The 26,573-nt window shown below is 52.3% G+C and carries 22 protein-coding genes, 1 tRNA gene and 1 CRISPR repeat array; of the genes, 6 read left to right on the top strand and 17 right to left on the bottom strand.

The window, feature by feature from the left end; translation table 11 throughout:
* Positions 1-9: 9 nt before the first annotated feature.
* From parC to dnaE, 9 genes are all read right to left on the bottom strand, one after another.
* Positions 10-2,217, bottom strand: coding sequence for a DNA topoisomerase IV subunit A (gene parC, locus ACP7IZ_RS07790; RefSeq protein WP_426848602.1), 2,208 nt, complete (start codon positions 2,215-2,217; stop codon positions 10-12).
* A 78-nt stretch (positions 2,218-2,295) separates the two neighbouring features.
* Positions 2,296-3,084, bottom strand: coding sequence for a DNA repair protein RecO (gene recO / locus ACP7IZ_RS07785; RefSeq protein WP_426848657.1), 789 nt, complete (start codon positions 3,082-3,084; stop codon positions 2,296-2,298).
* An 18-nt stretch (positions 3,085-3,102) separates the two neighbouring features.
* Entirely contained in the window at positions 3,103-4,008 is a 906-nt protein-coding gene (gene tsf / locus ACP7IZ_RS07780) for a translation elongation factor Ts (RefSeq protein WP_426848601.1), read from the bottom strand.
* A 134-nt stretch (positions 4,009-4,142) separates the two neighbouring features.
* The gene (gene rpsB / locus ACP7IZ_RS07775) at positions 4,143-4,955 is read right to left on the bottom strand and encodes a 30S ribosomal protein S2 (RefSeq protein WP_426848599.1); all 813 of its coding nucleotides are present in this window, start codon (positions 4,953-4,955) and stop codon (positions 4,143-4,145) included.
* Positions 4,956-5,120: 165 nt separating this feature from the next.
* On the bottom strand, positions 5,121-6,248 hold the full coding sequence (locus ACP7IZ_RS07770) for an aromatic ring-hydroxylating oxygenase subunit alpha (RefSeq protein WP_063354443.1): 1,128 nt from the start codon (positions 6,246-6,248) through the stop codon (positions 5,121-5,123).
* A 309-nt stretch (positions 6,249-6,557) separates the two neighbouring features.
* Complete coding sequence (locus tag ACP7IZ_RS07765; protein WP_426848598.1) at positions 6,558-6,953, bottom strand: hypothetical protein; 396 nt, start codon at positions 6,951-6,953, stop codon at positions 6,558-6,560.
* Positions 6,954-7,022: 69 nt separating this feature from the next.
* A complete protein-coding gene (locus tag ACP7IZ_RS07760; protein ID WP_426848656.1) occupies positions 7,023-7,823 on the bottom strand; it encodes an aminotransferase class IV in 801 nt (266 codons plus the stop codon).
* Entirely contained in the window at positions 7,820-9,205 is a 1,386-nt protein-coding gene (pabB, locus tag ACP7IZ_RS07755) for an aminodeoxychorismate synthase component I (protein ID WP_426848597.1), read from the bottom strand. Before pabB ends, ACP7IZ_RS07760 begins: the two co-directional genes overlap by 4 nt.
* Before the next feature lie 2 nt (positions 9,206-9,207).
* Positions 9,208-12,627 (bottom strand): DNA polymerase III subunit alpha, encoded by a 3,420-nt coding sequence (dnaE, locus tag ACP7IZ_RS07750; RefSeq protein WP_426848595.1) that lies wholly within the window; start codon positions 12,625-12,627, stop codon positions 9,208-9,210.
* A 358-nt stretch (positions 12,628-12,985) separates the two neighbouring features.
* Positions 12,986-13,624: a CRISPR direct-repeat array (repeat unit 29 nt; unit sequence CGGTTCATCCCTGCGTGTGCGGGGAACAC).
* 172 nt (positions 13,625-13,796) lie between these two features.
* Here dnaE and panC point away from each other — a divergent pair.
* Positions 13,797-14,636: a pantoate--beta-alanine ligase gene (panC, locus tag ACP7IZ_RS07745; RefSeq protein WP_426848593.1), complete on the top strand. Its 840-nt coding sequence runs from the start codon at positions 13,797-13,799 to the stop codon at positions 14,634-14,636.
* Between the two features lie 49 nt (positions 14,637-14,685).
* Entirely contained in the window at positions 14,686-15,042 is a 357-nt protein-coding gene (locus ACP7IZ_RS07740) for a RidA family protein (protein ID WP_426848592.1), read from the top strand.
* Positions 15,043-15,152: 110 nt separating this feature from the next.
* Here the strand turns inward: ACP7IZ_RS07740 and ACP7IZ_RS07735 are convergent.
* Positions 15,153-15,228, bottom strand: a tRNA-Asn gene (locus ACP7IZ_RS07735).
* 121 nt (positions 15,229-15,349) lie between these two features.
* Here ACP7IZ_RS07735 and ACP7IZ_RS07730 point away from each other — a divergent pair.
* Positions 15,350-16,384 carry an ABC transporter substrate-binding protein gene (locus tag ACP7IZ_RS07730; protein WP_426848591.1) on the top strand — a complete coding sequence of 345 codons (1,035 nt, stop codon included), beginning with the start codon at positions 15,350-15,352 and terminating at the stop codon, positions 16,382-16,384.
* A gap of 49 nt (positions 16,385-16,433) precedes the next feature.
* Here the strand turns inward: ACP7IZ_RS07730 and ACP7IZ_RS07725 are convergent, their stop codons facing one another.
* Genes ACP7IZ_RS07725 through gluQRS form a run of 3 tightly spaced genes read right to left on the bottom strand, consistent with a single transcriptional unit; the run spans position 16,434 to position 19,921 of the window.
* The gene (locus ACP7IZ_RS07725) at positions 16,434-17,639 is read right to left on the bottom strand and encodes a pyridoxal phosphate-dependent aminotransferase (RefSeq protein ID WP_089179365.1); all 1,206 of its coding nucleotides are present in this window, start codon (positions 17,637-17,639) and stop codon (positions 16,434-16,436) included.
* A gap of 3 nt (positions 17,640-17,642) precedes the next feature.
* A complete protein-coding gene (locus tag ACP7IZ_RS07720) occupies positions 17,643-19,001 on the bottom strand; it encodes a pyridoxal phosphate-dependent aminotransferase (protein ID WP_426848589.1) in 1,359 nt (452 codons plus the stop codon).
* Between the two features lie 8 nt (positions 19,002-19,009).
* Entirely contained in the window at positions 19,010-19,921 is a 912-nt protein-coding gene (gene gluQRS, locus ACP7IZ_RS07715) for a tRNA glutamyl-Q(34) synthetase GluQRS (RefSeq protein ID WP_426848588.1), read from the bottom strand.
* Between the two features lie 192 nt (positions 19,922-20,113).
* Here gluQRS and ACP7IZ_RS07710 point away from each other — a divergent pair, with 192 nt between their 5' ends.
* Positions 20,114-20,677, top strand: a complete 564-nt coding sequence (locus ACP7IZ_RS07710; protein WP_006117478.1) for an HNH endonuclease — start codon at positions 20,114-20,116, stop codon at positions 20,675-20,677.
* 15 nt (positions 20,678-20,692) lie between these two features.
* On the opposite strand, the gene ACP7IZ_RS07705 is transcribed toward ACP7IZ_RS07710, so the two are convergent.
* Positions 20,693-20,992 (bottom strand): hypothetical protein, encoded by a 300-nt coding sequence (locus ACP7IZ_RS07705; RefSeq protein ID WP_006117479.1) that lies wholly within the window; start codon positions 20,990-20,992, stop codon positions 20,693-20,695.
* A gap of 173 nt (positions 20,993-21,165) precedes the next feature.
* Entirely contained in the window at positions 21,166-21,378 is a 213-nt protein-coding gene (locus ACP7IZ_RS07700; RefSeq protein WP_006117480.1) for a heavy-metal-associated domain-containing protein, read from the bottom strand.
* Between the two features lie 121 nt (positions 21,379-21,499).
* On the opposite strand from ACP7IZ_RS07700, the gene ACP7IZ_RS07695 reads away from it, so the two are divergent.
* Positions 21,500-22,168, top strand: coding sequence for a hypothetical protein (locus ACP7IZ_RS07695; RefSeq protein WP_426848586.1), 669 nt, complete (start codon positions 21,500-21,502; stop codon positions 22,166-22,168).
* Positions 22,169-22,191: 23 nt separating this feature from the next.
* Here ACP7IZ_RS07695 and hpnR read toward each other — a convergent pair whose 3' ends face one another.
* Positions 22,192-23,751, bottom strand: a complete 1,560-nt coding sequence (gene hpnR / locus ACP7IZ_RS07690) for a hopanoid C-3 methylase HpnR (protein ID WP_426848584.1) — start codon at positions 23,749-23,751, stop codon at positions 22,192-22,194.
* Between the two features lie 262 nt (positions 23,752-24,013).
* The gene (gene ndk / locus ACP7IZ_RS07685; RefSeq protein ID WP_026019373.1) at positions 24,014-24,436 is read right to left on the bottom strand and encodes a nucleoside-diphosphate kinase; all 423 of its coding nucleotides are present in this window, start codon (positions 24,434-24,436) and stop codon (positions 24,014-24,016) included.
* Between the two features lie 135 nt (positions 24,437-24,571).
* Here ndk and ACP7IZ_RS07680 point away from each other — a divergent pair, with 135 nt between their 5' ends.
* On the top strand, positions 24,572-26,461 hold the full coding sequence (locus ACP7IZ_RS07680) for an ABC-F family ATP-binding cassette domain-containing protein (protein WP_089179370.1): 1,890 nt from the start codon (positions 24,572-24,574) through the stop codon (positions 26,459-26,461).
* Positions 26,462-26,573 lie beyond the last annotated feature (112 nt).

Below are 26,573 nucleotides of genomic sequence, written 5' to 3'. Positions count from 1 at the left end.
TGGCAGCGCTTAAGGCTTTTTACCCGCCCAAGGTGGCGCAACTTTGCCAACAGCCGCACGGCGGCTAACCCAATCTTGCAGATCAGCAAACTGGCGCACGCGCGCAGTGCCCGGCCAGTGCAGCCCATCTGCGGCGGTAAACACCACAGCTTGGCGCAACCCTCCTCCATCCGAGTATTTCTGCAAAGCCACACCAAGGCCGCGCGCCATTACGGGCAACTGTTCCAATGGGAAAATCAAGAACCGCCGGTTATCCCCCACAACAGCAACATGGTCCCCTTCTGCGGGTACACATATGCGGGCAAATTCGCCTTCCTTCAGGTTCAGCACCTGTCGGCCCGAGCGTTTTTCCGCCACCAAGGCTTCTTCTTCCACCAACATGCCACGCCCAGCGCTTGAGGCCACCAAACGGCGTTTGCCATCTTCTATCGGGAAAACAGCCAGAAGGTCTTCATCGTTGGAAAGGTCAATCAACAGGCGGATAGGCTGCCCATCCCCGCGGCCTCGCGGCAGATCGGCCCCTTTTACGGTATAGGCTCGCCCATCTGTTGCAAAGAAGCAGAGCCTATCTGATGTCTGGCAAGGAATAGCCAGCTTGAGAGCATCCCCTTCCTTAAACTTCTGATTTTCCAGATCAACATTGTGGCCTTTAACCGCACGCACCCATCCTTTTTGGGAAAGGATCATGGTGAGCGGTTCGCGCTCAACTTCTTCCACCACGGAAATATCAACAGGCTTGGGCGCAGAAAGAATAGTGCTTCTACGCTCACCCAAACGACCTTTCCCGAAAGCTTTGATCATGCCCGTTAATTCGCGCTCGATCGTTTTCCAGCGCTGTTTTTCACTATCAAGCAATGCCATCAATGCTGCCTGCTCGGCAGAAAGCGCATCATGCTCCTTGCGGATTTCCATTTCCTCAAGGCGCCGCAAACTCCGCAGCCGCATGTTGAGCACGGATTCTGCTTGCAAATCTGTTAGCTTGAATGTGGCTATCAGACTGGCCTTAGCATCATCCTCTTCCCGAATAATGCGGATAACCTCATCCAGGTTAAGATAAACAGCAAGGAAACCCGAAAGAATTTCCAGCCGCCGTTCCACCGCTGTCAGTCTATGGCGGCTTCGGCGTTCCAGCACTTCATGCCGGTGGTTCAACCATGCCTGAATAACCTGCTTAAGCCCCATTACACCGGGTGAACGATCTGCCCCCAGCACATTCATGTTCAGGCCAAAGCGACTTTCCAGAGGTGTGGCGCGGAACAATGTTTCCATCAGCACTTCTGGTTCTATACCGCGTGTTTTGGGCTCCAGAATCAGACGAATTTCATCCGTACTTTCATCACGGATATCCCCTAGCAGAGGCAGTTTTTTCTGGTCCAGCAAATCAGCAATCTGCTCAATCAGGCGAGATTTCTGCACCTGATACGGAATTTGCGTAACCACAATATGCCACGTGCTAAAACGGCCCTGTTCGACCTCCCACCGCGCGCGCATTCTAAAGCTGCCTCGGCCTGTTTCGTACGCCTGCAAAATAGCATCCGAATCTTCCACAATCAGACCACCGGTGGGAAAATCCGGCCCCGGCATAAGCTCTAGCAGCTCCTGCGTAGTGGCAGAGGGTTTGCGCACCAACAAAGCAGCAGCAGCGCAAACTTCTGCTGCATTATGGGGCGGAATACTGGTAGCCATACCCACAGCAATGCCTGCCGCGCCATTGGCAAGCAGGTTGGGAAAAGCCGATGGAAGAACAACGGGTTCCTGTTCCTCACCATCATAGGTGGGGCGAAAATCTACTGCATCATCTTCAATGCCGTCCAACAGGGCCACGGCAACTTCTGTCAGGCGAGCTTCCGTGTACCGCATGGCGGCCGGGTTATCACCATCAACAGAACCAAAATTCCCCTGCCCTTCTACCAGCGGGTAACGTGCGGCAAAATCCTGCGCCAGCCGCACCAGTGCTTCGTAAACAGAGGCATCACCATGGGGGTGAAACTTACCGATAACATCACCCACCACGCGGGCGCATTTTTTAAAACCGGAAGCCGGATCTAGCCGGAGCTGATGCATGGCATAAACCAAGCGCCGATGCACCGGCTTAAGCCCATCCCGCACATCCGGCAAAGAGCGGGACATGATGGTGGAAAGCGCATAGGCCAGATAACGCTCACTAAGCGCCTCTGCCAGTTTTGTTTCCTCAATATGTCCTGCGGTTTCGCTCATCTGCCATCCCTGGAAAGCTGTGCATGATCCATTAAAAACAAGACATACAGCCCTCGTATCGGTTGTGCCAGTCTTGCGCTACTCGGTTATAGGTGTTTGGTCTGCCAGAACACGCATTTCCAGCCGATCATATAGCCGTTGGCGTGCTGCGGGTAAGGGTAAATGGCGCTGGCCAAAGGCATCGCGCGCCAGAAAATGGCCTGTTAAGCGTAAACCTTCCAACCAATCTGCCGCATGACCGGTTTGTTCTGTATCTCGCAAAAAAGACGGAAGTGGCAAAAGCCGATCTTTCCACTCTCCTGCACCTTCCTCGCTAACTGCGCGCCCCGTGCGTGGTGAGACATAATGCAGATTTTCTGTGCTGCCGGTAACCGCACAAGCGGAAAGATCCAGCCCAAAACCTAAAGTTGCCAGCAGTGCCATTTCCCACCGCACTACGTGAGGCATACCCTCCCGTTCTGCAACAACAGGATCATACCCCAAAAAGGTAAGTAAACGCACTGTTTCTGCAAAAAGGAATGGGCAAGGATCAGCTTCTGGCAACGTAACATCCGCCAACACACACACGGATTGCACCATGCCTAGCGCTAACGGAGCATCCAGCAATCGTGCTGCACAGGCGTAAAGTAGTTCGCCAGAAATTTGTAATGGTGCTGCGGCGCTGCGTTTATGAAAGCTGGTTTTAACCACATTGCCCGGCTGCCATAGGGCGCGGCCCGCTTTACTGGCACCGCCATAGGCTATACCCCGCAGAGGGCCGTAATCTTCTGTTAGAACATGTATGCGTGCGCTGGTTTCACCCTGCACACCTGCAAAAAGCACAAGGGCGGGAGCCTCCTTTTCATAGGAAGTCCCGCCCTTGTCCATCACTCAAAAAGCTCGACCTTAGACGCCAGCAACCTTGGCGACTTCAGCAGCAAAGTCATCTTCTTCTTTTTCGATGCCTTCACCCAGCTGGAAGCGATCAAAGCCAACCAGCTTAACGCCAGCTTTCTTCAGCACGTCTTTCACGCGGGTTTCACCATCATGCACCCATACCTGTTCCAGAAGCACAACTTCTTCGTAGAACTTACGGATGCGGCCTTCGACCATCTTTTCGATGATAGCTTCTGGCTTGCCGGAAGCGCGGGACTGTTCAATCAGCACTGCGCGTTCACGTTCAACTTCTGCCGGATCAAGGCTGGTAACATCCAGAGCGGAAGGACGTGTGGCAGCAACGTGCATGCCAACCTGACGGCCAAGCTGCTCGATGGCTTCATCAGCGGTTGGGGCTTCAACAGCAGCCAGAACGCCAATCTTGCCCAGACCGGGGCGCAGGGCACCGTGAACATAGGTAGCAACCACGCCAGACGGCACAGTAAACACACGTGCCCGGCGCAGGGTCATGTTTTCACCGATGGTTGCAACCAGATGTGTCAGTTCATCAGCAACGGTACGACCGGTTTCCAACGTGGCAGCCTTAATGGCTTCCAGATCTTCACCAACCTTAAGCGCAACTTTAGCAACGGATTCCACAAAGTTCTGGAAGGATTCGTTACGGGCTACAAAGTCGGTTTCAGCGTTCACTTCAACCATGGCAGCCACTTTGTCTGCAGAGGCAACGCCTACCAGACCTTCAGCAGCAACACGGCCAGATTTTTTTGCCGCAGCAGCAAGGCCCTTAGTACGCAGCCAATCAATAGCGGCTTCGATATCACCGTTGGCTTCGTTCAGTGCTTTTTTGCAGTCCATCATGCCTGCGCCGGTTTTTTCGCGCAGTTCCTTGACCAGTGCAGCCGTAATTGCCGCCATAATTCTATACTCCTTGAAAAACCCGAACGCGCCCACATAGGGGCGCGAACCGGAATATTCCATGGCCTGCCAATGCAGGCATTCATGCAGGAAAAAACAGCCCGGCATGATAACCGGGCTGTTTGTGTATTCCGTTAGCTTGCAGCCGGTGCTGGTGCCGGTGTTTCTGCTGCAGGAGCAGCAGCTGCCGGAGCGGCTTCCAGAGCAGGCTCAACAGGCAGTTCTTCAGCAGCGCCGATATCCTGACCGGAAGCGCCCAGTTCTGCGGAAATACCGTCCAGAACAGCGGAAGAAACCAGATCGCAATACAGGCCGATAGCGCGGATGGCATCATCGTTACCCGGAATCGGGAAGGTAACACCACGCGGATCGGAGTTGCTGTCCAGAATAGCCACAACCGGGATACCCAGCTTGTTGGCTTCTTCAATGGCCAGCTTTTCCTTGTTGGTGTCGATCACGAACAGGATGTCCGGCAGGCCACCCATTTCCTTGATCCCGCCCAAGGAGCGTTCCAGCTTGTCGCGCTGGCGAGTCATGTCCAGAATTTCTTTCTTGGTCAGACCAGCGGTTGCGCCGTCCAGCGTTTCTTCAATGCCACGCAGGCGCTTGATGGAACCCTGAATGGTCTTCCAGTTTGTCAGCATACCGCCGAGCCAGCGGTGGTTGACGTAGTACTGACCGCAGCGGCGAGCAGCTTCTGCAATCGGATCCTGCGCAGCACGCTTGGTGCCAACAAACAGAACGCGGCCACCACCAGCAACGGTGTTGCGGATAGCCTGCAGAGCACGATCAAGCAGGCCAACGGTCTGCTGCAGATCAATGATATGAACCTGGTTGCGCACACCGAACAGGTACGGCGCCATGCGCGGGTTCCAGCGACGGGTGTGGTGACCAAAGTGAACACCAGCTTCCAGAAGCTGACGAAGGGTAAAATCAGGCATCGCCATAAGCGTATTCCTACCTTTCTGGTTATTCCTCCGCGAGGCGTTACCCTGCCGGACAGGCAGAGCACCAGATGGTGTTTTCCTCGCGTGCGTTATGCTCCCGGCCTTGACCGAGCGCGGCCCTTATGGCCGTTTTTTTGCGCCCGGACAAGATAAAAAACGCTCTTTTCAGGCTGCGTCTTCTGCCTTGGAGACTGTTTCTACTGGATGGGCGTATTTGTTAGGCACACCACTACGCGCCAGCAGAGCACGAAGTGACTTTACAACAGGGAACACTTCAACGTTGTGATCTCCGCCCAGTTCACGCCATGCGTTCTGCTCCATTTCCACAATTTCGCGGTCTTCTTCAAAGATGCGATGTGTGAAAATACCCAGCGCAGGCCATGCCAGATTGAGCAGGAAGTTCCATTTGGGTTTTTTAACAGAAAGCAGACCAAACGCCTGCGTAACCTGCTGTGTTTCACCCAGCGGCACATAGGATGTCCACAAATCCATAATCAGATCGCCATCCTTATCGTGAATCTGAAGTGTCTGGTATGGATAGGTAGTGCGGATGGACACAACTTCTTCAACCGGCTGCTCCCGGTCTTCGTAGTCATGATGCTTGCCAAAAATCAGGGCTTCAGCCAGCGGCTGATTCCCACCTTTACGGGCAAAGCTGTAGCGTGCTTCCAGGAAATCATCACCCTTATCCTGCCCCAAGAAACGCGCCGTGATAGAGCCCATCTGCCGCCGATGCAGGAACTGATGGTTCATGTCCATCAGGTTTTCATGCATAAAGGTGTAGTGGCATTTCAGCCGCGGGCTGAACATGCGGGTTTTGTATTCCGGGTTCCCCACCTGCGCCACGTCTGGCACGGGCACTTTATCAGCCAAAGCCGGATCACCGGGGAAGATAAAGATCAGGCCGCTTTTTTCACGGCAAGGGTAAGACTTAACCGGACGGCCTACCCCTTCCTTGTTCAGGTAAGGTACGGTTACACACTTACCTGCGCGGTCAAATGCCCAACCGTGGTAGCAGCATTTTACGCAACCCTTATCATCCACAACGCCCTTGCTCAGCGGCACCTGCCGATGTGCGCAACGGTCTTCCAGCGCATAAACAGGCCCATATTCAGGGCGAATAAGTGCAATGGGGTGGCCAGCATAACGCGCGGCAAATGTTTTGCCGGGGCGCACCTTGTGCGACCACGCCACAGGGTACCAGAAATTGGGATCACAATCGATCTGCCGAAGATCATAATGCGGCGTATTAGAACCGTCCGCCTGTTTGCCCTTGGCCTCTTCCACCAGCATGACGTCACCCTTTCAGAATCCAACAAGGCCGATGCAGCAGGAACAACATCACCTTAAAAACATGCCTATGCCCACGTGCCCTACAGTTCCGCATAACGAAACTGCCTGAGCAAACATGGGCGGGGATGACGCCTTCAAGATATTGAAGCTGCTTTTTGCTCAGCCCTGCCGCGCCATCACATGGGTGGGAAGGTTAGCCGATTTTGTACGCTGCGCCCAGATGCAAACAGCCAACCAAGCTGTGCACTGGCCGCAACGGTCCTATCCTGCCAGACCGTATGCCTCACAGAACAGGTAATCTTCATTGCATTATTGCGGGGCGTGATTTTCCAGAAGATGCGTAGAAGACGGCTGATTGTTACCGGGGATTGTCTCACTTGGGCTTTCCATCACCCCGTATTTCTTGCCATGCGGATTATGGTGAGGATGGTATTCCTTAACCGGATGAGCCGGGTGCTTGCCATCGTTAGAAGGCGGTTGCGTACCGGGTTGCTCATCTACCGTGCGTGGGTTGCTCCATAGCTTTTTAGATGGATCAACATGTTCACCATTCGGCCCTTCGGCCGCTTTTGAGGGAGGCTGCCCCTGCTGGGAAGCTGCGCCCTCTGCTGTAGGCGGCGTGCCACTATTATCCTGCGCCATAGCCAATGCTGGCATCACACTTAAAGACGCGCCAAGCAGCATAGAAGTTAAGATTTTCTGCATGGGATATTCCTTTTAATAAAATGAGGTATCCCGTTTTCCAACGCCAGCAATTTGGAAGAGTTGCAAATTTTATTTTTTCAGAATTTCCCTTATTTTTCCATAAGATTCTGGATGGCATGAGAGCGCTTTTCCATCCAAATGCGTAACAGTGCGCAAGGAAAGGCTATTTGTTAAATACACCCCTTGCGCTTTTACAATATCTTCGTAGCAGATAGACCGCTCTTGCATTACGCCTGCATCTAATAGCAGCCTACGGGCAATGCCCGGTAAAGCACCTTCTATAACAGGAGGCGTTATCAATCCTGCCTCTGTTTGCACAACAATATTACTAATTGTGCTTTCCGCTATATGCCCTTGCATATTTAGTAAAAGGGCATCATCGCAGCCTTTTCTATCCGCTTCCTGCCTTGCTACAATACCGGGCAAATAACTGAGCGATTTAATGCGAGAAAGTGGGGAAAGCTCATCTCTGCGCACCAGCTCACTCACACACACACGAACAGCCTGCTCCCTAAAGACACCGGCAGCACCTGTTATGAAAACTGTTGGCTTGCAGTGTTCTGGCGGCAGCAAGCCGCGTGGCGCCACCCCACGCGTTACAGTCAACCGGGCAGAGCCATTCTCAAAACCCGCATATGCCAAAAATTCCCGGATCGCCTGCAAAGTGTTATCTTGCTCTGGAACAGACAGCCCCAGAACTTGAGCACCGTTACAAAGACGCTGATAATGCCATAAAAAATGCAAAACTGTGCCGTTCTTTATACGCAAAGTTTCAAACAACCCGTCTCCCAATGTTACGCCACGATCTAGCGGGCTGATAGCAGCTTGTTCTACGGGATATATTTTGCCGTTTAACCAGATAATACTCACGCCTGCCCCCAGAACTTCTGAAATGGTGCAAACTTCAGGCACATTTCTTTATATTCCTTTTCTGGGTCAGATAGAATGGTTACACCACCCCCAACACCAATACTCAGATGATTTTTGGAATGCTCCAAACTGCGAATAATTACGGAACTGTCCATACTGCCATCTATTCCAATACGAAACACAGTGCCGCAATACGCACCTCTGGCAGAGGCTTCCAGCTCATCTATAATCTGCATGGCTCGATATTTTGGGGCCCCTGTTACAGACCCCGGGGGCAATGTTACTTTCAAAAGATCAAAAACATCTTTATCAGGCAGCAACTTTCCACGAATTTCTGAAACCAGATGATGCACATGCGGAAACTGCTCTACCACCAGTAGGTCTGGCACATACACGCTGCCTATTTGTGCCATGCGTCCGATATCATGCCGCATGAGGTCAACAATCATCAGGTTTTCGGCACGCTCTTTTTCATCATGTAGAAGTGCATTATGCCAAAACGCATCTTCTTCCGGCGTTTGCCCTCGTGGTGCCGTGCCTTTGATAGGCCGTGATGAGACACAACCATTCGCATCCACTTTCAAAAATCTTTCTGGGGAAGAAGATAGCAGCGCAAAATCTGGACCGCATGACAAATACGCACCAAAAGGTGCTGGTATTTGCTGCCGCAATGCACGGTAAACCTCAGCGCTCAGCATATTTTCAGCCACATCCGCTGTATGCCGGCATGTTATATTTGCCTGAAAAATATCTCCCGCAGCAATATAATCCCGCGTTTGCGTAACGCTCTGACAATAAGCTGCATGGTTTTGGTCTGGAACAAACGGCTTGGCCGCATGTAGCTTATATGGTGGAACATGCTCAGGAAGCATGTTCCATTCCCTTATAGACTGCGCCACATTGGTTTCATTCACAAAAAAACTTGAAATTCCTGCAAGAAACACACGTTTTTCAAAACGATCCCAAATAAAGGCATGATCATACATACCCGCCGCCAATGCGGGTGTATTCTGGTCTTTATGGCGAGACAAAACGCCTTCCAGAATCATTCCCATTTGATAACTGGCAAACCCAATAAGACCACCCCAGAATGGAATGCCTTGCGGGCATGTTCCAACCATATCTTCTTTTAACTCATTATGAAAAATACGTAGAATTTCAAAAATATCATCAGCAGAAATTATCGGTTTTTTTGTGCTATCTACCTCTATTTCATGAGGCCACGCCACCACTGTATGGCATGGGTTGCGGCAAAAAATCTGCCATCGGCTTCGATTATCTATCTTGCCGCCACTATCCAGAAAAGCACACCATGGCTGTTGACCCCATACCGATAAAACAACATCGGGGTCCCTCCATTGTAGCTCCTTTACCTGAACCAATGTTAGACCTGTTCCACCCGAGAAACGCCGGAAAGTGTGCGCAGCCTTTGCCCCAAAACGGGCGTAACCTTGTAACGGCCACGTAGGCGCACCTCTACATCGCAACTATCTGCAACACCCGGCAACAAAACAATCCGCCCTGCTCCGCCCTTTTGTGGTTCCAGAATAGCTTGCAAGTCTGGCAAGGCATCGGGCTTTTCTAGCCATACCCGCATTTCGCTTTGCCCTTGCGCCGCAGCGGCTTCCAAATCCACAATATCTGTAGCGGTAAGCCGCAGGGCTTCGCCTTCCAGCTTTAAATCGGCTGTTACGAGTATAGCGGTGCCAGCTACCAGAATATCACGCACACGCGTCAGCACTTCCGAAAAAACAGTTACTTCACAACCACCAGATGCATCGGAAAGGCGTACCCATGCCATTTTATTACCTGTGCGTGTTGGGCGTTCCTTTTTATCCACCACACAGCCAGCAATTTTAACACGGCCACCACCCAGCTCCGCCGCAGTTAGCAACTGAGATGTGCGCGTAACACCCAAACGGCGCAGTACCGAACCATAAGCATCCAACGGGTGGGCTGTCATATGGAAGCCAATAGCTTCTGCTTCCATCGCCAGACGTTCAAATTCTGGCCAATCGTGCCCTTCCACCAACCGCAGAGGCTCAACTTCACCTGGGCCACCAAACAACCCAATCTGGCCAGAAGCTGCCTCCTGCGCCTGACTATGCGCCCGCCTTAAAATAACATCTGCTGATCTAAAAACACGGGCCCGGTTTTTATCAATACATTCAAACGCACCAGCTTTTGCCAGATTTTCCAACTGCATCCGGTTGATGTGCTTGGGATCAATACGGATTGCAAAATCTGCTAGATTTTTGAAAGGTTTTTCTCCCCTCACCTCCACCAGAGATTCCATTGCGCCATAGCCCACCTTTTTGATGGCAGCCAGCGCATAACGGATTGCGTATGTTCCATCTGGCTGTTTTTCGACCGAAAAATCAGCTTCTGATTTATTGATATTTGGCGGCAACACTGCAATGTGCATCCGCTCTGCTTCCTGACGCAAAGCAGCAAGTTTTTCCGTACGCTCCCGCGCCAAAGACATACAAGCAGCCAAAAAGGCCACTGGATGGTTGGCCTTCATCCATGCTGTTTGGTACGAAACAAAAGCATAAGCAGCAGCATGAGATTTGTTAAAGCCGTAATCTGCAAACTTAGCCATAAGGTCAAAAACCTCAACGGCTTTATCACGGTCAATCCCGCGTTTGGTGGCGCCTTCTGTAAAAATTTCGCGCTGGTGATCCATTTCCGAACGGATCTTTTTACCCATGGCACGACGCAGCAAATCTGCGCCGCCCAGGCTGTAGCCAGCCATTTTTTGGGCAATCTGCATAACCTGTTCCTGATAGACCATGATGCCATAGGTCTCTTCAAGAATATCGCGAATTTCCTCGTGCGGGGGCTCCCATGCCTCTCCGTGTTTTCTACGGCAATAATCGGGAATGTTCGCCATTGGCCCAGGGCGATACAGCGCCACAGCTGCAATCAGATCTTCTATGCGGGTTGGGCGCATTTGTTTAAGAACATCGCGCATGCCCGCGCCTTCAAACTGGAACACGCCGGCGGTATCACCGCGCCCCAACATTTCATACGTTTTGGGGTCATCCAGCGGAATGTGGCTGAGATCTACATCCTTGCCCATACGGCGGATGAAATCGACACCCCGTTTGAGAATAGTGAGTGTTGTTAAACCAAGAAAGTCGAACTTAACGAGCCCCGCCTGCTCAACAAACTTCATGTTATATTGAGTGACGAGCGTATCACTTTTCGGGTCTCGGTACAGCGGCACAAGCTGCACAAGCGGCCTATCGCCAATCACCACCCCGGCCGCATGCGTACTGGCATGGCGGAAGAGCCCTTCCAACTGCTGGGCTATTTCCAGCAGCCTGCGCAGGGCCTCATCATTATCACGCATTTCTTGCAGCTTGGGTTCACCTGCAATGGCTTCTTTCAGGGTGACCGGTTTGGCAGGATTGTTAGGGATAAGCTCTGCCACACGGTTAACCATACCGTACGGCAAGCCCAGCACACGCCCAACATCGCGCACGGCAGCACGCGCTTGTAGTTTACCGAAGGTAATAATCTGCGCAACACGATCTGCCCCATATTCATGCCGCACATAGGAAATCACTTCGTCTCGCCGATCCTGACAAAAATCGATATCAAAATCAGGCATAGAAACGCGTTCTGGATTTAGAAAACGTTCGAACAGCAAATTAAACGGAATAGGATCAATATCCGTAATGGTAAGCGCCCATGCAGCCAAAGACCCCGCACCAGAACCACGGCCCGGCCCAACCGGTATGCCATGCGCCTTGGCCCACTGGATAAAGTCCGCCACGATCATGAAGTAACCGGGGAACCCCATTTTGGAGATAATATCCAGCTCGAAACGCAAACGTTCTTTATATTTTTCTACTGTTTCTGTATCCAGCTTCATGCCGGACATACGGTGTTCCAACCCTTCCCACGCCATAGCACGCAGGGTTTCATCTTCTGTCGCGCCTTCTCTTACCTTAGGGCAAACAGGCAAAAGAGGCTTGCGGGTTTCTACCTTAATGGCGCAGCGGCGGGCTATTTCCAAAGTGTTGTCACACGCATCTGGCAGATCGGCAAAAAGTGCGCGCATCATTTCCGGCGGCTTGAACCAATGCTCCGGCGTTACACGAAAGCGGTCTTTTTCTGCCATCGTGCGCCCTTGGGCGATGCACAACAGGGCATCCTGTGCTTCGTACATTTTTGGTGTAGGAAAAAAGCACTCATTCGTTGCCACTAATGGCAGACCAAACCGATCGGCCAATGTCAGCACGCCCGGTTCCACAGCTTTTTCAACACCTAATCCATGACGGTGCAGTTCTACAATCAGCCTATCACCAAAGGCTTCATGCACACGGGCCAGCCATTTTTCGGCATCTTCCGTTTGTCCTTCTGCCAGCATCTGAAAAAGCGGCCCACGTGTGCCACCTGTCAGCAGCAGCAGCCCTTCTGCTTTCTCGCATAGCAAATCCAGAGAAACAAAAGGGTCTGCCGGATCTGAATTTTGGAACCCGGCTGAAGAAAGAAACTGGAGATTCGCCAACCCTGCTTCATTCTGCGCCAGAAGCACTACAGGCTCGGCGGGGGCACCGGGTTTGTCATTACGCGCAGGCAGGCCGATCTGGCTGCCAATAATAGGCTGAATACCGCTTTTGGTACAATACTGAGAAAATTCCAACGCCCCGAACAGGTTACCTGAATCTGCAATACCCACAGCAGGCATGTGCATTTCCTTCGCCAGCCCCACAATATCGGGAACACGAATGGCCCCCTGGCTAAGCGAATAGGCAGAATGAACACGAAGATGAACAAAATCAGCGTAAGACATGCGTCTTTATAGCACAGACTTGAAGCTTTTCACTCTGCCTAAAGTTTTGTTTCAAGTTAGTCCCCACGTGTGGAGGAAACACTGCCTGTTAGGCCGTCTGGACATTCCGAATGTAAATGTAGCAGGAAATACGGAATGACATGCTGGTGGGGCCTCCCAGTAACCCCACAATTTGCTCCGCCACTAAGGCGTGCCCTGGTCGGGAGAATATCGCCAGATCACAGCATGTCATTCGCAAAACCTGTATAGCAGCATAAGAAAGGCGCTGTCATGCCCTCAGTTATTGTTTCTGGATCAACGCAGCCTATTCGTTCTGTGCTAAATCGGATTGCTGCAATTGACCGTAATCCGGGTGAGACGGTTCATCCCCGCGTGTGCGGGGAACACTTGTGACAGCCCAGAGCCTGCGTTGCGTGCCCCGGCTCATCCCTGCGTGTGCGGGGAACACCGCCACCAGATCAGAGAGATGCCCCTCAATATCGGTTCATCCCTGCGTGTGCGGGGAACACTGACAGCTCATTCAGAGCGCCGTCACCCTTATCGGTTCATCCCTGCGTGTGCGGGGAACACGAACTACCAACCAGCAAATTGGTATCTGCAACGGGTTCATCCCTGCGTGTGCGGGGAACACGATGCCAGAGATAGAGAGAGCACAGCAGCCGGAGGTTCATCCCTGCGTGTGCGGGGAACACCCTTGAACGTGGCAGCAGGCACCAGATGCAACCGGTTCATCCCTGCGTGTGCGGGGAACACTCTCACAATGGATTTGAGGCACGGAGAGCGTGCGGTTCATCCCTGCGTGTGCGGGGAACACTAATCAGCAATATCAGCCTGAGTTAGAGCCATCGGTTCATCCCTGCGTGTGCGGGGAACACCTCTCGTCTTTGAAAAACAGAACCCAACGGTCCGGTTCATCCCTGCGTGTGCGGGGAACACGCCACTTGGCTTGAGTTGTCGGACAAGATGATCGGTTCATCCCTGCGTGTGCGGGGAACACTCTTTGTGGAACCACTTGATTCCATAGCATTATTTTACTGTCAAAGAATCTACCAGCCACAAAAGGGCCCAGCCACTTCTGGAATAGTGACATATTCATGGATACATTGCAGCACTTTGAAGCTTGGAACACCTATTCCGGCTGACTAAATTACTGGCGCTCAGGATTCATCATGCAGATTGTAAAAACCAAAGCGGAACTGGCAGCTCTCAGCACCAGTTGGCGGAAAGATGGCCAGACTATTGGCTTTGTGCCGACCATGGGCGCACTTCATGCAGGCCATCTTTCACTCATAAATGCGCTGGATGGCAAAGCCTCCCGTCGGATTGTGTCCATTTTTGTAAATCCTATCCAGTTCAACAACACCAATGATTTCCAGCATTACCCGCGCGGGCTGGAAGATGATGCTGGCCTGCTACGCAATACCGGCAAAGTGGACGTGCTTTACGCCCCAGATGAAAGCCAAATGTACCCTCCCGGCTTTGCAACCCGTATAAGTGTTTCCGGGCTGGATACTATGCTGTGTGGGGGAGACAGGCCCGGCCATTTTGATGGCGTTGCCACTGTGGTTACCAAGCTGTTTTTACAAACACGCGCCAATATCGCGGCCTTTGGTGAAAAAGATTACCAGCAACTCTGCCTCATCAAACGCATGGTGCAGGATCTGGATCTACCTGTAGATATTTTACCCGTACCCACTTTGCGAGAAGCAGACGGGCTTGCCCTTTCATCCCGCAACCGCAGGCTTACGCCACAACAACGCCAACAAGCCACGTTCCTGCCCCAAGCCCTAAAGGCATGCCTTGCAGCCATGCGGAACGGCACAAGTGTAGAAAGCAGCTTGGCCACATGCCGTGAAGCATTGAAGAATGCAGGCTTTCACGTTCATTATCTGGAACTCCGCCATGCGGAAAATCTGGCGCCTGCCCCTATTGCCAGCAAAGATACACGTTTGTTTGTGGCTGCCAGCTTAGGAGACATCCGGCTTATTGATAATATGCCGCTTGCCTAACTTTGGTTTTCCATAAAATTTTTTCCACGATAGCAAAGAACCCAAAATCATGAGCATCAAACGTCTTGCCCCCGAAGAACGCTTAACAGGCGCCGTTATTCATAATGGTCTTATTTATCTGGCTGGCCAGATTGCCGATGATTCCACATTGGATGCAGAAGGCCAGATGGCTGATATTCTACGGCAGGTAGATGCCTTATTGGCTGAAGCTGGCACGGACAAAAGCCGCCTTATTTCCGTGCAGATCTTTCTGGCCGACATGAATGATATGGCTGGCATGAATCGTGCATGGGATGCATGGCTGGACAAGAACAACAAACCCGCCCGCGCAACGGTAGAAGCCAAACTGGCAGACCCCACATGGAAGGTGGAACTCACCGGAATTGCCGCGCTGCCTCAGCCATAGTTACTTTAATGGTGGACGGCTATTTGCCAGCCGTTCACCACAAAGAACGAAGCATAAACAAATGCTTTAATGCATTGATATAATTTATAAATTTTAAAGGGAAATAAGGCTGGCTCCCGAAGTAGGACTCGAACCTACGACCCAGCGATTAACAGTCGCTTGCTCTACCAACTGAGCTATTCGGGACCAGCGAGGGAGCATATAGCTAACCTAAATCGCGCCGTAAACCCCCTTTTTTATTTTTTTTCATATTTCCTCCATCACTCATAAAGCGACAGACACAGCAAGACATAGTAAACCTACAAAAATGAACGCCCAAGGTCCTTCCCAAACACGTCGTAATCTCCTGCTAGCCGGTATGGGCGGTATTGCCGCCATTGGCGGAGGAACCTTTCTGGCAACACGAGGCAAGCATCACACACACAAGCAGCCGGATGGTGCTTATCGGCAGATCAAAATAGGTTGGCCAAATTCTGGATCGGCACCAGTTTTGGCTGTGGCTGCACAAAAAGATTTTTTTGCGCATTATAGCTTGGATGTAGATCTGCCCTTCGCCACCATAAATGGGGAAGACACCATTAATGCACTGGCCAGAGGGGATATTTCCTACGCCGTAGCCCCTGCCCTTACGTGGCTTAGGCACCTTTATGCAGGGCTAAATGCGCAGTTGCTTATTGGCGTGCAGCCGGGCAATTTTCGGCTGTTAGTACGCCGCAGCAGCCATATTACACGGCTAGACCAGCTTATGGGCCACACTGTAGCCGTTATGGATCAGAACGCAGCAGATAAGCTGTTTTTTGCCATTATGATGCGCCGCAAAGGGCTGGACGCCATGAATCGCATCAACTGGCTGGATCTACCTCTCCCACAAATTGATGATGCCGCACGCAGCCAAAGAATTGATGCCGTTGTTGCGCATGATTATCAGGCATGGTGGCTGCTTCAATCCTTCCCTGATCTGTTTATTGAGCTAGCAGGCAGCAATACTGGCCACTATGCTGAGCGCACAAGTATGGTGCTTGGCGCCTCCAGTTCTGCCCTTCAAGATGACCCAGATGCCGCCATTGCCCTTGTGCTGGCCCTACGTGATGCAGCACGCTGGACAGATACCCACCGCGATGATGCAGCAACCCTGATTGCGCCAGACATTACGGATCTTTCCGCAGCCAGCATACGCGCAATGCTACACAGCGAACCTGCTATCCGGCCCGTTATTGGCAAATCATTGCGCGAACAACTGGCGCAGTATTGCGATGAACTGCAACTGGTCGGCCTGCTGCCCGACACGGAAGACAGCACAGCACTTGCTCATCATTATGCGCGGAATGTTTTGAAAGAATAAAGAAAGTGCAGGCACATTTTTAATTGCGCCTGCACTTTACTTGAAAGCTTTACTGCAAGCCTTCTACAAACTGAGCAATACGCTGGCAGGCCTCGCGCAGTGTTTCATCTGCCGTTGCGCAGGACAACCGCAAATAAGGTGAATGCCCAAAGGCGCTTCCTGGCACAGTGGCTACAAAAGCCTCTTCCAGCAAAGCTAATGCAAAGTCATGGTCTGTTTCTAACCGCTTACCCGCAGCGGTCGTTCGGCCCAGACACCCGGCAACACCCGGATACGCATAAAACGCACCATCGGGCATAGCGCAGGTAAACCCCGGAATGGCCCGCAATGCTTCCACGACCATCCGACGGCGGCGGCCATATGTTGCCACCATTTCCTGCACCAAATCTGCCGGACCATCCAACGCAGCCGCTGCCGCCGCCTGCGCTATGGAGCACACGCCAGATGTGGCATTGCCCTGAACACCCCGCATGGTGGCAATAAGATCTGCCGGACCGCCCGCAAAACCTACGCGCCAGCCTGTCATGGCATAAGCTTTAGAAACGCCATTGAGGGTAATGGTGCGTTCTTTCAGATCAGGCGCTACAGCGGCAATAGATGCTGATTTTGCACCATCAAACACCAGATGTTCGTAAATCTCATCTGAAAGTATCCAGATATCTGGATACTGCCGCAACACTTCCGCAATAGCCCGCAGATCATCCGCTGAGCACACACCGCCTGTTGGATTATTAGGAAAGTTCAACACCACCCAACGTGTGCGCGGTGTCAGCACTTTTGCCAGTTCATCCGCCTTCAGGCGGAAACCGTCTTCCTCCCGACAGGGTACAAAAACAGGTGTTGCGCCAAACATACGGGCAATAAGCGGATAGCTGACCCAATAAGGCGTGGGCACCACCACTTCATCACCCGCATTCAGCGTGGCCATAAAAGCGTTGAAGATAACCTGCTTGCCACCGTTGGAGACCATAATCTCCTCCGGCTTGTAATCCAGCCCGTTTTCACGCGTGAACTTGCGGGCAATGGCCGCCTTAAGGGCTGGCGTACCATCTACGGGTGGATATTTGGTCTGCCCAGCCAAGGCGGCCTGATGGGCGGCCTCTACCACGGCAGGCGGTGTGGCAAAATCCGGCTCCCCCAAAGCAAGGGAGATAACAGGCTTGCCCTCCGCCTTAAGCGCGCGTGCACGCCGTGCCATTTCAATAGTGGCAGGCGCAGGCAAACCTTTCAGCCTGTTTGCAAAAGACCGCGCCATATTTTACAGCAGCCCTTTGCAAAAGCGCTGAATACGTGCGCAAGCTTCGCGCAGGCTATCTGTATCCGTAGCATAGGAGATACGGATATGACCGGGGAACATGAAGGCCGAACCATGCACAGCGGCAACGCCTTCTTCTTCCAGCAGAGCTGTTACGAAATCCTCATCCGTTTCCAGCTTTTTGCCACCCGGAGACGTTTTGCCCAAGCATTTTTCAACTGTAGGGAACACATAGAACGCACCCTGCGGTACATCACATTCCAGCCCTTCGGCTTCATTCAGCATGGAAACAACCATGTCGCGCCGCCCCTGATAGGTGGCAACCATTTCCTGAATGAACTCCTGCGGGCCGGTAAGTGCTTCCACAGCCGCAGCCTGTGCGATGGAACAGGTGTTGGAGGTGGACTGCCCCTGAAGTTTGTTCATGGCTTTTGTTAGCTCTACCGGAGCCCCAGAAAAACCAATGCGCCAGCCTGTCATGGCATACGCCTTGGAAACACCATTCATGGTAACGGTGCGGCTACGCAGCAGAGGTTCTACTTCCACAAACGTAGCGGGGCGGAAGCCATCGTAAACCAGCTTGGCATAGATATCGTCTGTAAAGATCCACACATGCGGGTGGCGGAGCAGAACATCACACAGCGGGCGCAGGTCTTCGGCAGAATAGGCCACACCTGTAGGGTTACAGGGTGAGTTCAGAAAAAACCATTTTGTGCGCGGCGTAATGGCGACTTCCAGCTGTTCTGCTGTAATCCGAAAACCATTTTCACGCTTGCAGGGTACAATAACGGGCTTGCCTTCTGCCAACGTAACAATATCGGGGTAGGAAACCCAGCATGGCGCCGGAATAATTGCCTCGTCACCCGGATTAAGGGTGGACATCATGGCATTGTAGATAACCTGTTTGCCACCTGTGGAAACAATAATTTCCTCCGGCGTATAATCCAGACCACTATCCAGCTTAAAACGCTCTGCCACAGCCTTACGCAGTTCTGGCGTACCAGCAACATCGGTATAACGGGTTTGGCCGTTTTCAATCGCCTTGGCTGCTGCGCGGGAGATGTTTTCGGGCGTGCGAAAATCTGGCTCACCAGCAGAAAGGCTGATGATGTTCCGGCCTTCAGCTTTAAGTGCACGCGCCCGTGTCGAAATGACAATCGTCTGGCTCGGGCTGATCCTGTTCATGCGGTCAGCAACAATGCTCATGGTTCTCTTACTTTCCGACACTATGTTTTTCATGCCAGTTACCAGGACACCATACATGCCCCTGAAACAGACATTCGGTTCTGGGGCGGCACAGTAATCCTGTTCGGCCTCTGGCGGAACCGGAGATTTCTCATACGCCGCGTTTTTTGTACGCAATTCAGCGTTTATCTCTCAAAAATGCGTGGGAAACCTGCCTTGCAGCGCACATCTTCCGCTGAAAGGCCTGCTTTGCGCATAGCGCGCACAGCCAATGCACCATCCCGCTTGGCCAGCCTGCGGCCTTCTGCATTACATAATAGCGGATGAAAGCTGTAGTCTGGCACGTTCCAACCCATAAGGGCTTGCAATACCCGGTGTAGGTCTGTTGCTGGGCGCAAATCTTCCCCGCGTGTTACCAGTGTAACGCCTTGGGCGGCATCATCATGCGTGACGCAAAGATGATAAGATGCGGGAATGTCTTTGCGTGCAAGCACCACATCACCGAACAATTCAGGATGGCATAAAACTGTTCCGCGTTCTTGATCCTGATACGTCAGTGGCGCGCCATGTGTGCATTGGTTTACCCATTGCAGGGCTTTGCTCATATTCAGCCGCAACATATGGGGTTGCCCTTGGCTGATGCGCTCCTGCCGTTCCTGATCGGAAAGATGGCGACACGTTCCGGGGTAGCACAAACTGCCATCTGGGGCCGTATGTGGGGCTGAGAATATGGCGGCACTTTCACGCAGGATATCAGAGCGCGTGCAAAAACAGGGGTATAGCACCCCCATTGTATCCAACCTCGCCAACGTTGCCTGATAGGCAGGCATATTGGCCGATTGCCTTAAAACAGGCCGAGCGGAACGCAAGCCCAACCATTCCAGATCTTGCAAAATGGCGGGAATAAATTCCGGCTTGCAGCGTTGGGTATCAATATCCTCCAGCCGCACAAACCATTCCCCATCCGGCTGGGCCTTTTGCCACCCATACAAAGCCGAGGCCACATGCCCCAGATGCAGAAAACCAGTGGGGCTAGGTGCAAAACGCGTTACCCACCCGGCATGCTTTGTTTGACTATTATGTAATAAATTGTTCATGTTTTTCGTGAAACTATTACTAAACTCTCAAAAGACACATCAAACAGACAGTCGTTTTGTTGCCTCACTCCAGAACCTCTGCAATACTACATGTAGTAATTACCTCGACGACGCACCTTTTGCAGGCAATCGGCTCCGAGTTTTACGATCGCAGAAAGATGCGCCCTCGAAGATAAGCCGAGGAGACAAGTCTTGCCTGACGGTAGTGCCCTCAACTTTCCTGCATTGGTTCTGAATGCAGATTTCCGGCCTCTCTCCTACTATCCCCTTTCCCTATGGGCTTGGCAGGATGCCATTAAAGCTGTCTGGCTGGATCGGGTTTCTGTGCTGAGCGAGTACGAAACAGAAGTGCATTCTCCGCACCATACCATCCGCCTGCCCAGTGTAATTGCCTTAAAAGACTATATTCCCGCAGCCCGCAAACCAGCTTTTACCCGTTTTAATGTGTTCCTGCGTGACAATTTTTCCTGCCAGTATTGTGGGGAACGCCATCCTACGCAGGAACTGACGTTTGACCATGTTATTCCGCGCTGCAAAGGCGGCAAAACAAGCTGGGAAAATATTGTAACCGCATGCGGGTGCTGCAATCTGCGCAAAGGCTCTCACCTTCCGCATGTTATCGGCATGTTGCCCCGGCATCGGCCAGAACGTCCATCTTCGTGGCAGCTACAGGAAAATGGGCGCGCCTTTCCCCCCAACTATCTGCATGAAAGCTGGCGCGATTACCTGTATTGGGACACAGAGCTAGAAAACTAATCAGGCAGCCACTTTTTAGCGCGTATAGCTGTACCCGTATTCATCTGCCTGTTTCTGAAGATCCGGAGCATCTTTCAGGTTCAGCGGAATCGGTTTTGCGTTTTTCTCACCAAACATAAAGTTATGGTTGGTCATGCGCTGGCATGTATTGGCGGCCAGCGGAAAGCTAAGATACATCGGCCCGGCCATTTGCTTGCGCAGGCAGGTAATATCCGTATCAACCAATGGCAGACGCCCAACCTCGGAAGAGCAACCACCCAGCAGGGTTAGGCCTACCGCTACAAACCCAAGGCGTAATGTATTTTTCATCTGCATAACGGATCAGCCACCTTGCTTCAGCATATTTAACAGCGGCTGGAGGCCGCGCTGGCGTGTTATTCGGAAACATTCATACTGCCAGTTTCTGCCTACCTCAGCTAGACAGGGAACATCACGCCCCCTGTCTGCCTGCCGCATGGCAGAACTGGCTAAAATGAAAAATGCCGCTTTTAGCTTACTTCGTAACCTGCGCCACGGATTGCATTCTGCAAGGAAGAAACGCCAGCCCGTGTTGGATCATACGTTACTTTCACTTCGCGCGTTGCCAGATTAACATCTGTGGCTTCTACACCATCAATAGCAGCAAGGGCGCGCTTGATAGCAGACACGCAGCCATCGCACGTCATACCATCCACCATAAAGCTTGCTGTGGTTTGGGTCATTTATCTTTCCCTTTATAAAATAACATATTTAACGTGGCCCGCCTTATAGCGCAGCTCTGGCCCAGACGGAATAAGCAGATAGGCAGTCTGCCATCCTGCATTCTCATGATATGCTGCCCGGATGAGCAGCCTTTCCATGTATTCCGGCCCCAACAAGATGCACACCACCCTATTTCAGTGGCAGGATATCCCCCTCCACCGCCTGATGTTGGCGACTCTTATAGAAAAACTGGAAAACAGGCTGCTTGCCAACCCCAGTGCCACACGTGTTCTGGAACAATGGATAAGTACTTACAATCTGGCACCAGACAACAACCTGCATGCTCATCGCCAAACACAAACAGAAGGCGCTGCGCCCTGCCCGCCATTCTTGCTGCAAACGCTATTAGGCACCGGTGATACGCAAACAGAAGATGTGCATTACAGGAAGGTGCAGCTTACCGCACATGGGAAGATTTTTTCAGAAGCAGAAAACTGGTATATTCCGGCTAGATTATCCCCGGAAATGGCCACACAACTGGACACAACAGACAAGCCCTTTGGGCTTGTTGTGGCGGCACTTAACTTCTCTCGCCAACTTATCAAACGGGAGAGCCTGTGGTTCCCTCTTCCAGATCAATGGGAACAACATGGAATACCGGCTGGCTCAGGCAAGCCTATTGGCCTGCCGCCCTATCTGTTCCGCCATATGGCGGTGCTACGCACGCAAACAGGGCACGCTTTTTGTGTGGTAATTGAAACCTACACCGCAGAAGCATTGGGGTTTCCGCCGCCAGCCATGCCAGCATAAACGAAAACCCCTTTGCTTATATCTTAGGCTTCGGCGTCAGCCTCTGCGCATTCACCCATACGGGTTGTATCAACAAACTTTTCAGTATCATCATCCAGCGCACGTGTTTTACGCCCACCGGGACCATGCACGTACAGGTCTTTCTTATTCAGCTTGGTAACAGCATCAGGCTGCACAGGCATCAGATACCGTGCAGGGCGCTGATGATCCGCCAGCTGAAGTTTGGGGTTAAAGACCGAATTGAACTTCCAGAGCATTTTTACAAAGTTGGTCTGGCCATTACGCAGCAGACGCGCCGCAATACCGGCGGTGTCTTTCAGCGCTTCCCAACCCATGTGCTTGGTGTTGAGCACCTGCTGGGTTTTCACCAGTTCTTCGTAAAACTCAGGCAGCGGCAACGTGGTGGGCAGCACCGCATGCTGAATATCGAACAAACGATAATCCCGCGTTGTCAGACGGCGTGCTTCCTTGTGCCAGATTTCTGTGCCCGGATACGGCGTGGTGACAGAAATATTCACAATATCCGGGATTTCCAAGCACCACTGACGCACTGTTTCAAAGCGCTTCCGATCCCATGAAGGATCAGCAATGATGTTAATGGCAACAATCAGCCCCAGAGAACGTGCGTATTCCAGCGCTTCAAAGTTTTTATCCAGAGAAACACGCTTACGGAACTGCTTCAGACCTTCTTCATCCACAGCTTCCATGCCGATGAAGATGTAGGAAAGCCCGATTTCACTCCAGACCTTGAACACTTCCTTATTGCGCAGCAGCACGTCTGCACGCGTTTCAAGGTAGTATTCTTTTTTAATGCCGCGCTTCTTGATTTCGTTGGCAATGGCCATGCCGTGCTCTTCATGCACGAAAGCCACGTCATCCACGATAAAGATGCCGGGTTCCTTAATTTCCTCCAGCTCATCCGCAATCACCTGCGGGCTGGCTGTACGATAGGAACGGCCATAGAATGTCCATGCAGAACAGAACGTGCAATCCCACGGGCAGCCACGTGCAAATTCGATAGAGGCTGCCGGGTCCAGCGTGCCAATAAAGTATTTGTTGCGATGCCGCAGAAGATCACGCGCTGGGCGCACTTTATCCAGAGATTCTACAAAAATAGGTGGCGGCCCTTCACCATCTTTGGTGATAACGCCGGGTACTTCTAGAATATCCTTGCCATTCTGCACGGCTTCCAGCAGCAGCCCAACCGTGGCATCGCCTTCACCTTTAAGAATGCAGTTAATAGTACCTTCAGAAAGCTCCAGCACATCCTTTGCAATAAAGGACACAGAGTGACCGCCTACAAACTGGAAGATATTGGGGTTGCGGTAGCGGGTTTCTCGGCACAGATCCAGAATTTCTGGCACGTTTGCCAGATAGTTGCCGGAGTAACACACCACATCGGGCTGAAACTCATCAAGCATTTTCCAGTAATCTTCATGCGTTTCGGCCTGAAGATCCAAAATCTGCACATCATGGCCGGCACTCCGAGCTGCGCCAGCAACCAGCTCCATGCCAAGAGGCTCCAGACGGAGAAAGACCCGCGTGTACATCAGGGCGCTGGGGTGAACCGCCAGAACTTTCATGTCATTCCTTTTCGCTCGCAAAGCCAACAGCGCGCGGAGGTTTCCTCAACACGCAGCCGGAAAAATTCTCTGGACGCTTACATATTAGAGGAATGCTTATAGAGCAAATGTTAGGCGTGACCCCATCTTTGCAGCCACACCTCCCATGCAAAAGGTGATTACCTCTTGCATACTGCGCCTAATTAGAGGGCCGCAGCAACATATTTATATCGCTCTGGCTGGCAGCAAATGCACCAGCCAGAGTGAATCCGAAAAAAACGGATCAGGGCAGGATTTCGGTTTCCGCAAAGAAGAAGCGGATTTCGTTCGCTGCGTTTTCTGCACTGTCAGAACCATGCACGGAGTTTGCTTCAATGCTTTCAGCAAACTGAGCGCGAATGGTGTTGGGTTCTGCCTTTTTGGGGTCTGTTGCGCCCATCACTTCGCGGTTCTTAGCAACTGCGTTGTCACCTTCCAGAACCTGCACCACAACCGGGCCGGAGATCATGAAGGACACCAGATCATTATAGAACGGGCGTTCTTTATGCACTTCATAGAATGCGCCAGCCTGAGCTGGGGACAGCTGAATGCGCTTCTGGGCAACAATGCTCAGACCTGCATCTTCAAACACGGCATTGATCTTGCCGGTCAGGTTGCGACGGGTTGCGTCCGGCTTGATAATGGATAGCGTACGTTCTTTAGCCATTGGGTTTCTCCTTTTTTCTGGCATACCAGCACCATAAGGGTGGCAGCCGTAGCGCTCCATCTAGAGCATATCGGCGCGGGCTGGTAGGTACCATGCCGGATGTAATGCACGATTCATAAAGAAACGAGAGTTGCGTTGAGCCTTCTTGTCATATCCGATCTTACCCTGCGTATGGCAGGCCGCACCCTTCTGGACCAAGCAAACCTGTCTATAGAGCCCGGCCGTAAGGTGGGCCTTATCGGGCGCAACGGAGCCGGAAAATCTACCCTGTTGGCCGCCATTGCGGGTGATATTTCCCCAGATGGTGGGGAAATTCGCCTGTCTGCCCGCGCTCGTATGGCACGCGTAAAGCAGGAAGCTCCAGCAGATGGCGCATCGCTTCTTGATACCGTGCTGGCTGGTGATACCGAACGCAGCGCCCTTCTGGCAGAAGCCGAAACGGCGACTGACCCTGTGCGCATTACGGAAATACACGAACGCCTGCGCGCCATACGTGCAGATAGCGCCCCGGCGCGCGCGGCTTCTGTTCTGGCTGGGTTAGGCTTTAACGCCGCTGCGCAGGCCCGCCCTGTTTCAGACTTTTCTGGCGGCTGGCGTATGCGCGTTTCCTTGGCAACTGCGCTGTTTCTTGAACCAGATTTGCTGCTGCTGGATGAACCCACCAACCATTTGGATCTGGAAGCCACTCTGTGGCTGGAAGATTGGCTCCGCCGATTCGCAGGGGCTGCGCTGATTGTCAGCCATGATAGAGGGCTACTGGATTCCTGCGTGGATGCCATTGCGCATCTGGACCATGGCAAGCTCAGCCTAACGCCGGGTGGATACGAAAATTTTGTGCGCATTCGCACAGAGCAAGCTTTACAGCAGGCCCGGCAGGTTGAAAAAATTGCGGCCCAGCGGGCGCATATGCAGTCCTTTGTTGATAGATTCCGGGCCAAGGCTACCAAAGCCAAGCAGGCACAAGCCCGCCTAAAGGCATTGGAAAAACTGCCCGTTATCGAATCCGTGGTGGAAGAAACGCCCGCTCACTTTTCATTTCCAGAACCCGAGCAACTTCCTCCGCCTATTTTGAGCATGAACCGTGCCAGCGTGGGATATGAGGGCAAGCCTGTGCTCAGCAATCTTTCCCTTCGGTTAGATATGGATGATCGCATTGCCCTGCTTGGCGCCAACGGGAACGGTAAATCCACCTTTGCCAAACTTCTTGCAGGCAGGTTGGAGCCACTATCTGGCACGGTAGAGCGTAACCCCCGCCTTAAAATTGGGTATTTTGCTCAGCATCAGGCGGAAGAACTACGCCTGAACGAAACACCTATAGACCACATGGCACGCGCCCTGCCAAAAGCCACACCCCCGGTTGTGCGCGCCCAGCTTGCACGCTTTGGGCTAGATGCAGAACGGGCAGAAACAGCAGTTAAAGACCTTTCGGGCGGAGAAAAAGCACGCCTGCTGCTGGCCTTGGCAACGCGCGATGCCCCGCAACTCCTGCTGTTGGATGAACCAACCAACCATTTGGACCTAGATGCCCGCGATGCGCTTATTCGTGCGCTGGCAGACTATGAAGGTGCAGTAGTTCTGATCAGCCATGATCCACATCTGGTTGAACTGGTGGCTGACCGGCTATGGTTGGTAGGTGATGGCAAGATTACCCCATTTGAAGGCGATATGGCGGAATATCGCGCGTGGCTGATCGAACACAACCGCGCTGCAAACCGTCCAAAACAAGATAATGCCGCCCAGCCCAGCCGCAAGGATGACCGGCGTGAACGCGCAGAAGCACGCAAAGCCTTGGCCCCTTTGCGCAAAATTATAAAAGATGCAGAAGCACGCCTTGCCAAACTGGCGCAGGAACAGAAAAAAATTGAAGCCAGCTTGGCTGATCCTGCACTGTATAGCGAAGGAAAAACACAGGATCTCACGCGCCTGAACACACGCCTTGCCGCCCTTAAAAAAGAGCAGGAAGAAGTGGAAGAACGTTGGCTAACTGCCGAAGCTGAAATGGAAGAAGCCGCCAACGAGGCCTGATGTCTTTGCTGGCGTGAGGCATTTTTGCCAATGCGCCAGCTTTTTGTGTCTGACTTTTCAGAATTTCCTTCTCAGATCGTAAGACACATGGATAAGAATACATCTTAAACGC

Source organism: Acetobacter sp. AAB5, assembly GCF_050106715.1.
Taxonomy (GTDB): Bacteria; Pseudomonadota; Alphaproteobacteria; order Acetobacterales; family Acetobacteraceae; genus Acetobacter; species Acetobacter oryzifermentans.
This window is presented reverse-complemented; position numbering and strand designations above follow the sequence as displayed.

Coding starts and splice junctions, on each gene's coding strand:
- parC (WP_426848602.1), bottom strand. CDS start 2,217: ATGAGCGAAACCGCAGGACATATTGAGGAAACAAAACTGGCAGAGGCG.
- recO (WP_426848657.1), bottom strand. CDS start 3,084: ATGGACAAGGGCGGGACTTCCTATGAAAAGGAGGCTCCCGCCCTTGTG.
- tsf (WP_426848601.1), bottom strand. CDS start 4,008: ATGGCGGCAATTACGGCTGCACTGGTCAAGGAACTGCGCGAAAAAACC.
- rpsB (WP_426848599.1), bottom strand. CDS start 4,955: ATGGCGATGCCTGATTTTACCCTTCGTCAGCTTCTGGAAGCTGGTGTT.
- ACP7IZ_RS07770 (WP_063354443.1), bottom strand. CDS start 6,248: ATGCTGGTGGAAGAGGCCAAGGGCAAACAGGCGGACGGTTCTAATACG.
- ACP7IZ_RS07765 (WP_426848598.1), bottom strand. CDS start 6,953: ATGCAGAAAATCTTAACTTCTATGCTGCTTGGCGCGTCTTTAAGTGTG.
- dnaE (WP_426848595.1), bottom strand. CDS start 12,627: ATGTCTTACGCTGATTTTGTTCATCTTCGTGTTCATTCTGCCTATTCG.
- panC (WP_426848593.1), top strand. CDS start 13,797: ATGCAGATTGTAAAAACCAAAGCGGAACTGGCAGCTCTCAGCACCAGT.
- ACP7IZ_RS07740 (WP_426848592.1), top strand. CDS start 14,686: ATGAGCATCAAACGTCTTGCCCCCGAAGAACGCTTAACAGGCGCCGTT.
- ACP7IZ_RS07730 (WP_426848591.1), top strand. CDS start 15,350: ATGAACGCCCAAGGTCCTTCCCAAACACGTCGTAATCTCCTGCTAGCC.
- ACP7IZ_RS07725 (WP_089179365.1), bottom strand. CDS start 17,639: ATGGCGCGGTCTTTTGCAAACAGGCTGAAAGGTTTGCCTGCGCCTGCC.
- gluQRS (WP_426848588.1), bottom strand. CDS start 19,921: ATGAACAATTTATTACATAATAGTCAAACAAAGCATGCCGGGTGGGTA.
- ACP7IZ_RS07705 (WP_006117479.1), bottom strand. CDS start 20,992: ATGCAGATGAAAAATACATTACGCCTTGGGTTTGTAGCGGTAGGCCTA.
- ACP7IZ_RS07700 (WP_006117480.1), bottom strand. CDS start 21,378: ATGACCCAAACCACAGCAAGCTTTATGGTGGATGGTATGACGTGCGAT.
- ACP7IZ_RS07695 (WP_426848586.1), top strand. CDS start 21,500: ATGAGCAGCCTTTCCATGTATTCCGGCCCCAACAAGATGCACACCACC.
- hpnR (WP_426848584.1), bottom strand. CDS start 23,751: ATGAAAGTTCTGGCGGTTCACCCCAGCGCCCTGATGTACACGCGGGTC.
- ndk (WP_026019373.1), bottom strand. CDS start 24,436: ATGGCTAAAGAACGTACGCTATCCATTATCAAGCCGGACGCAACCCGT.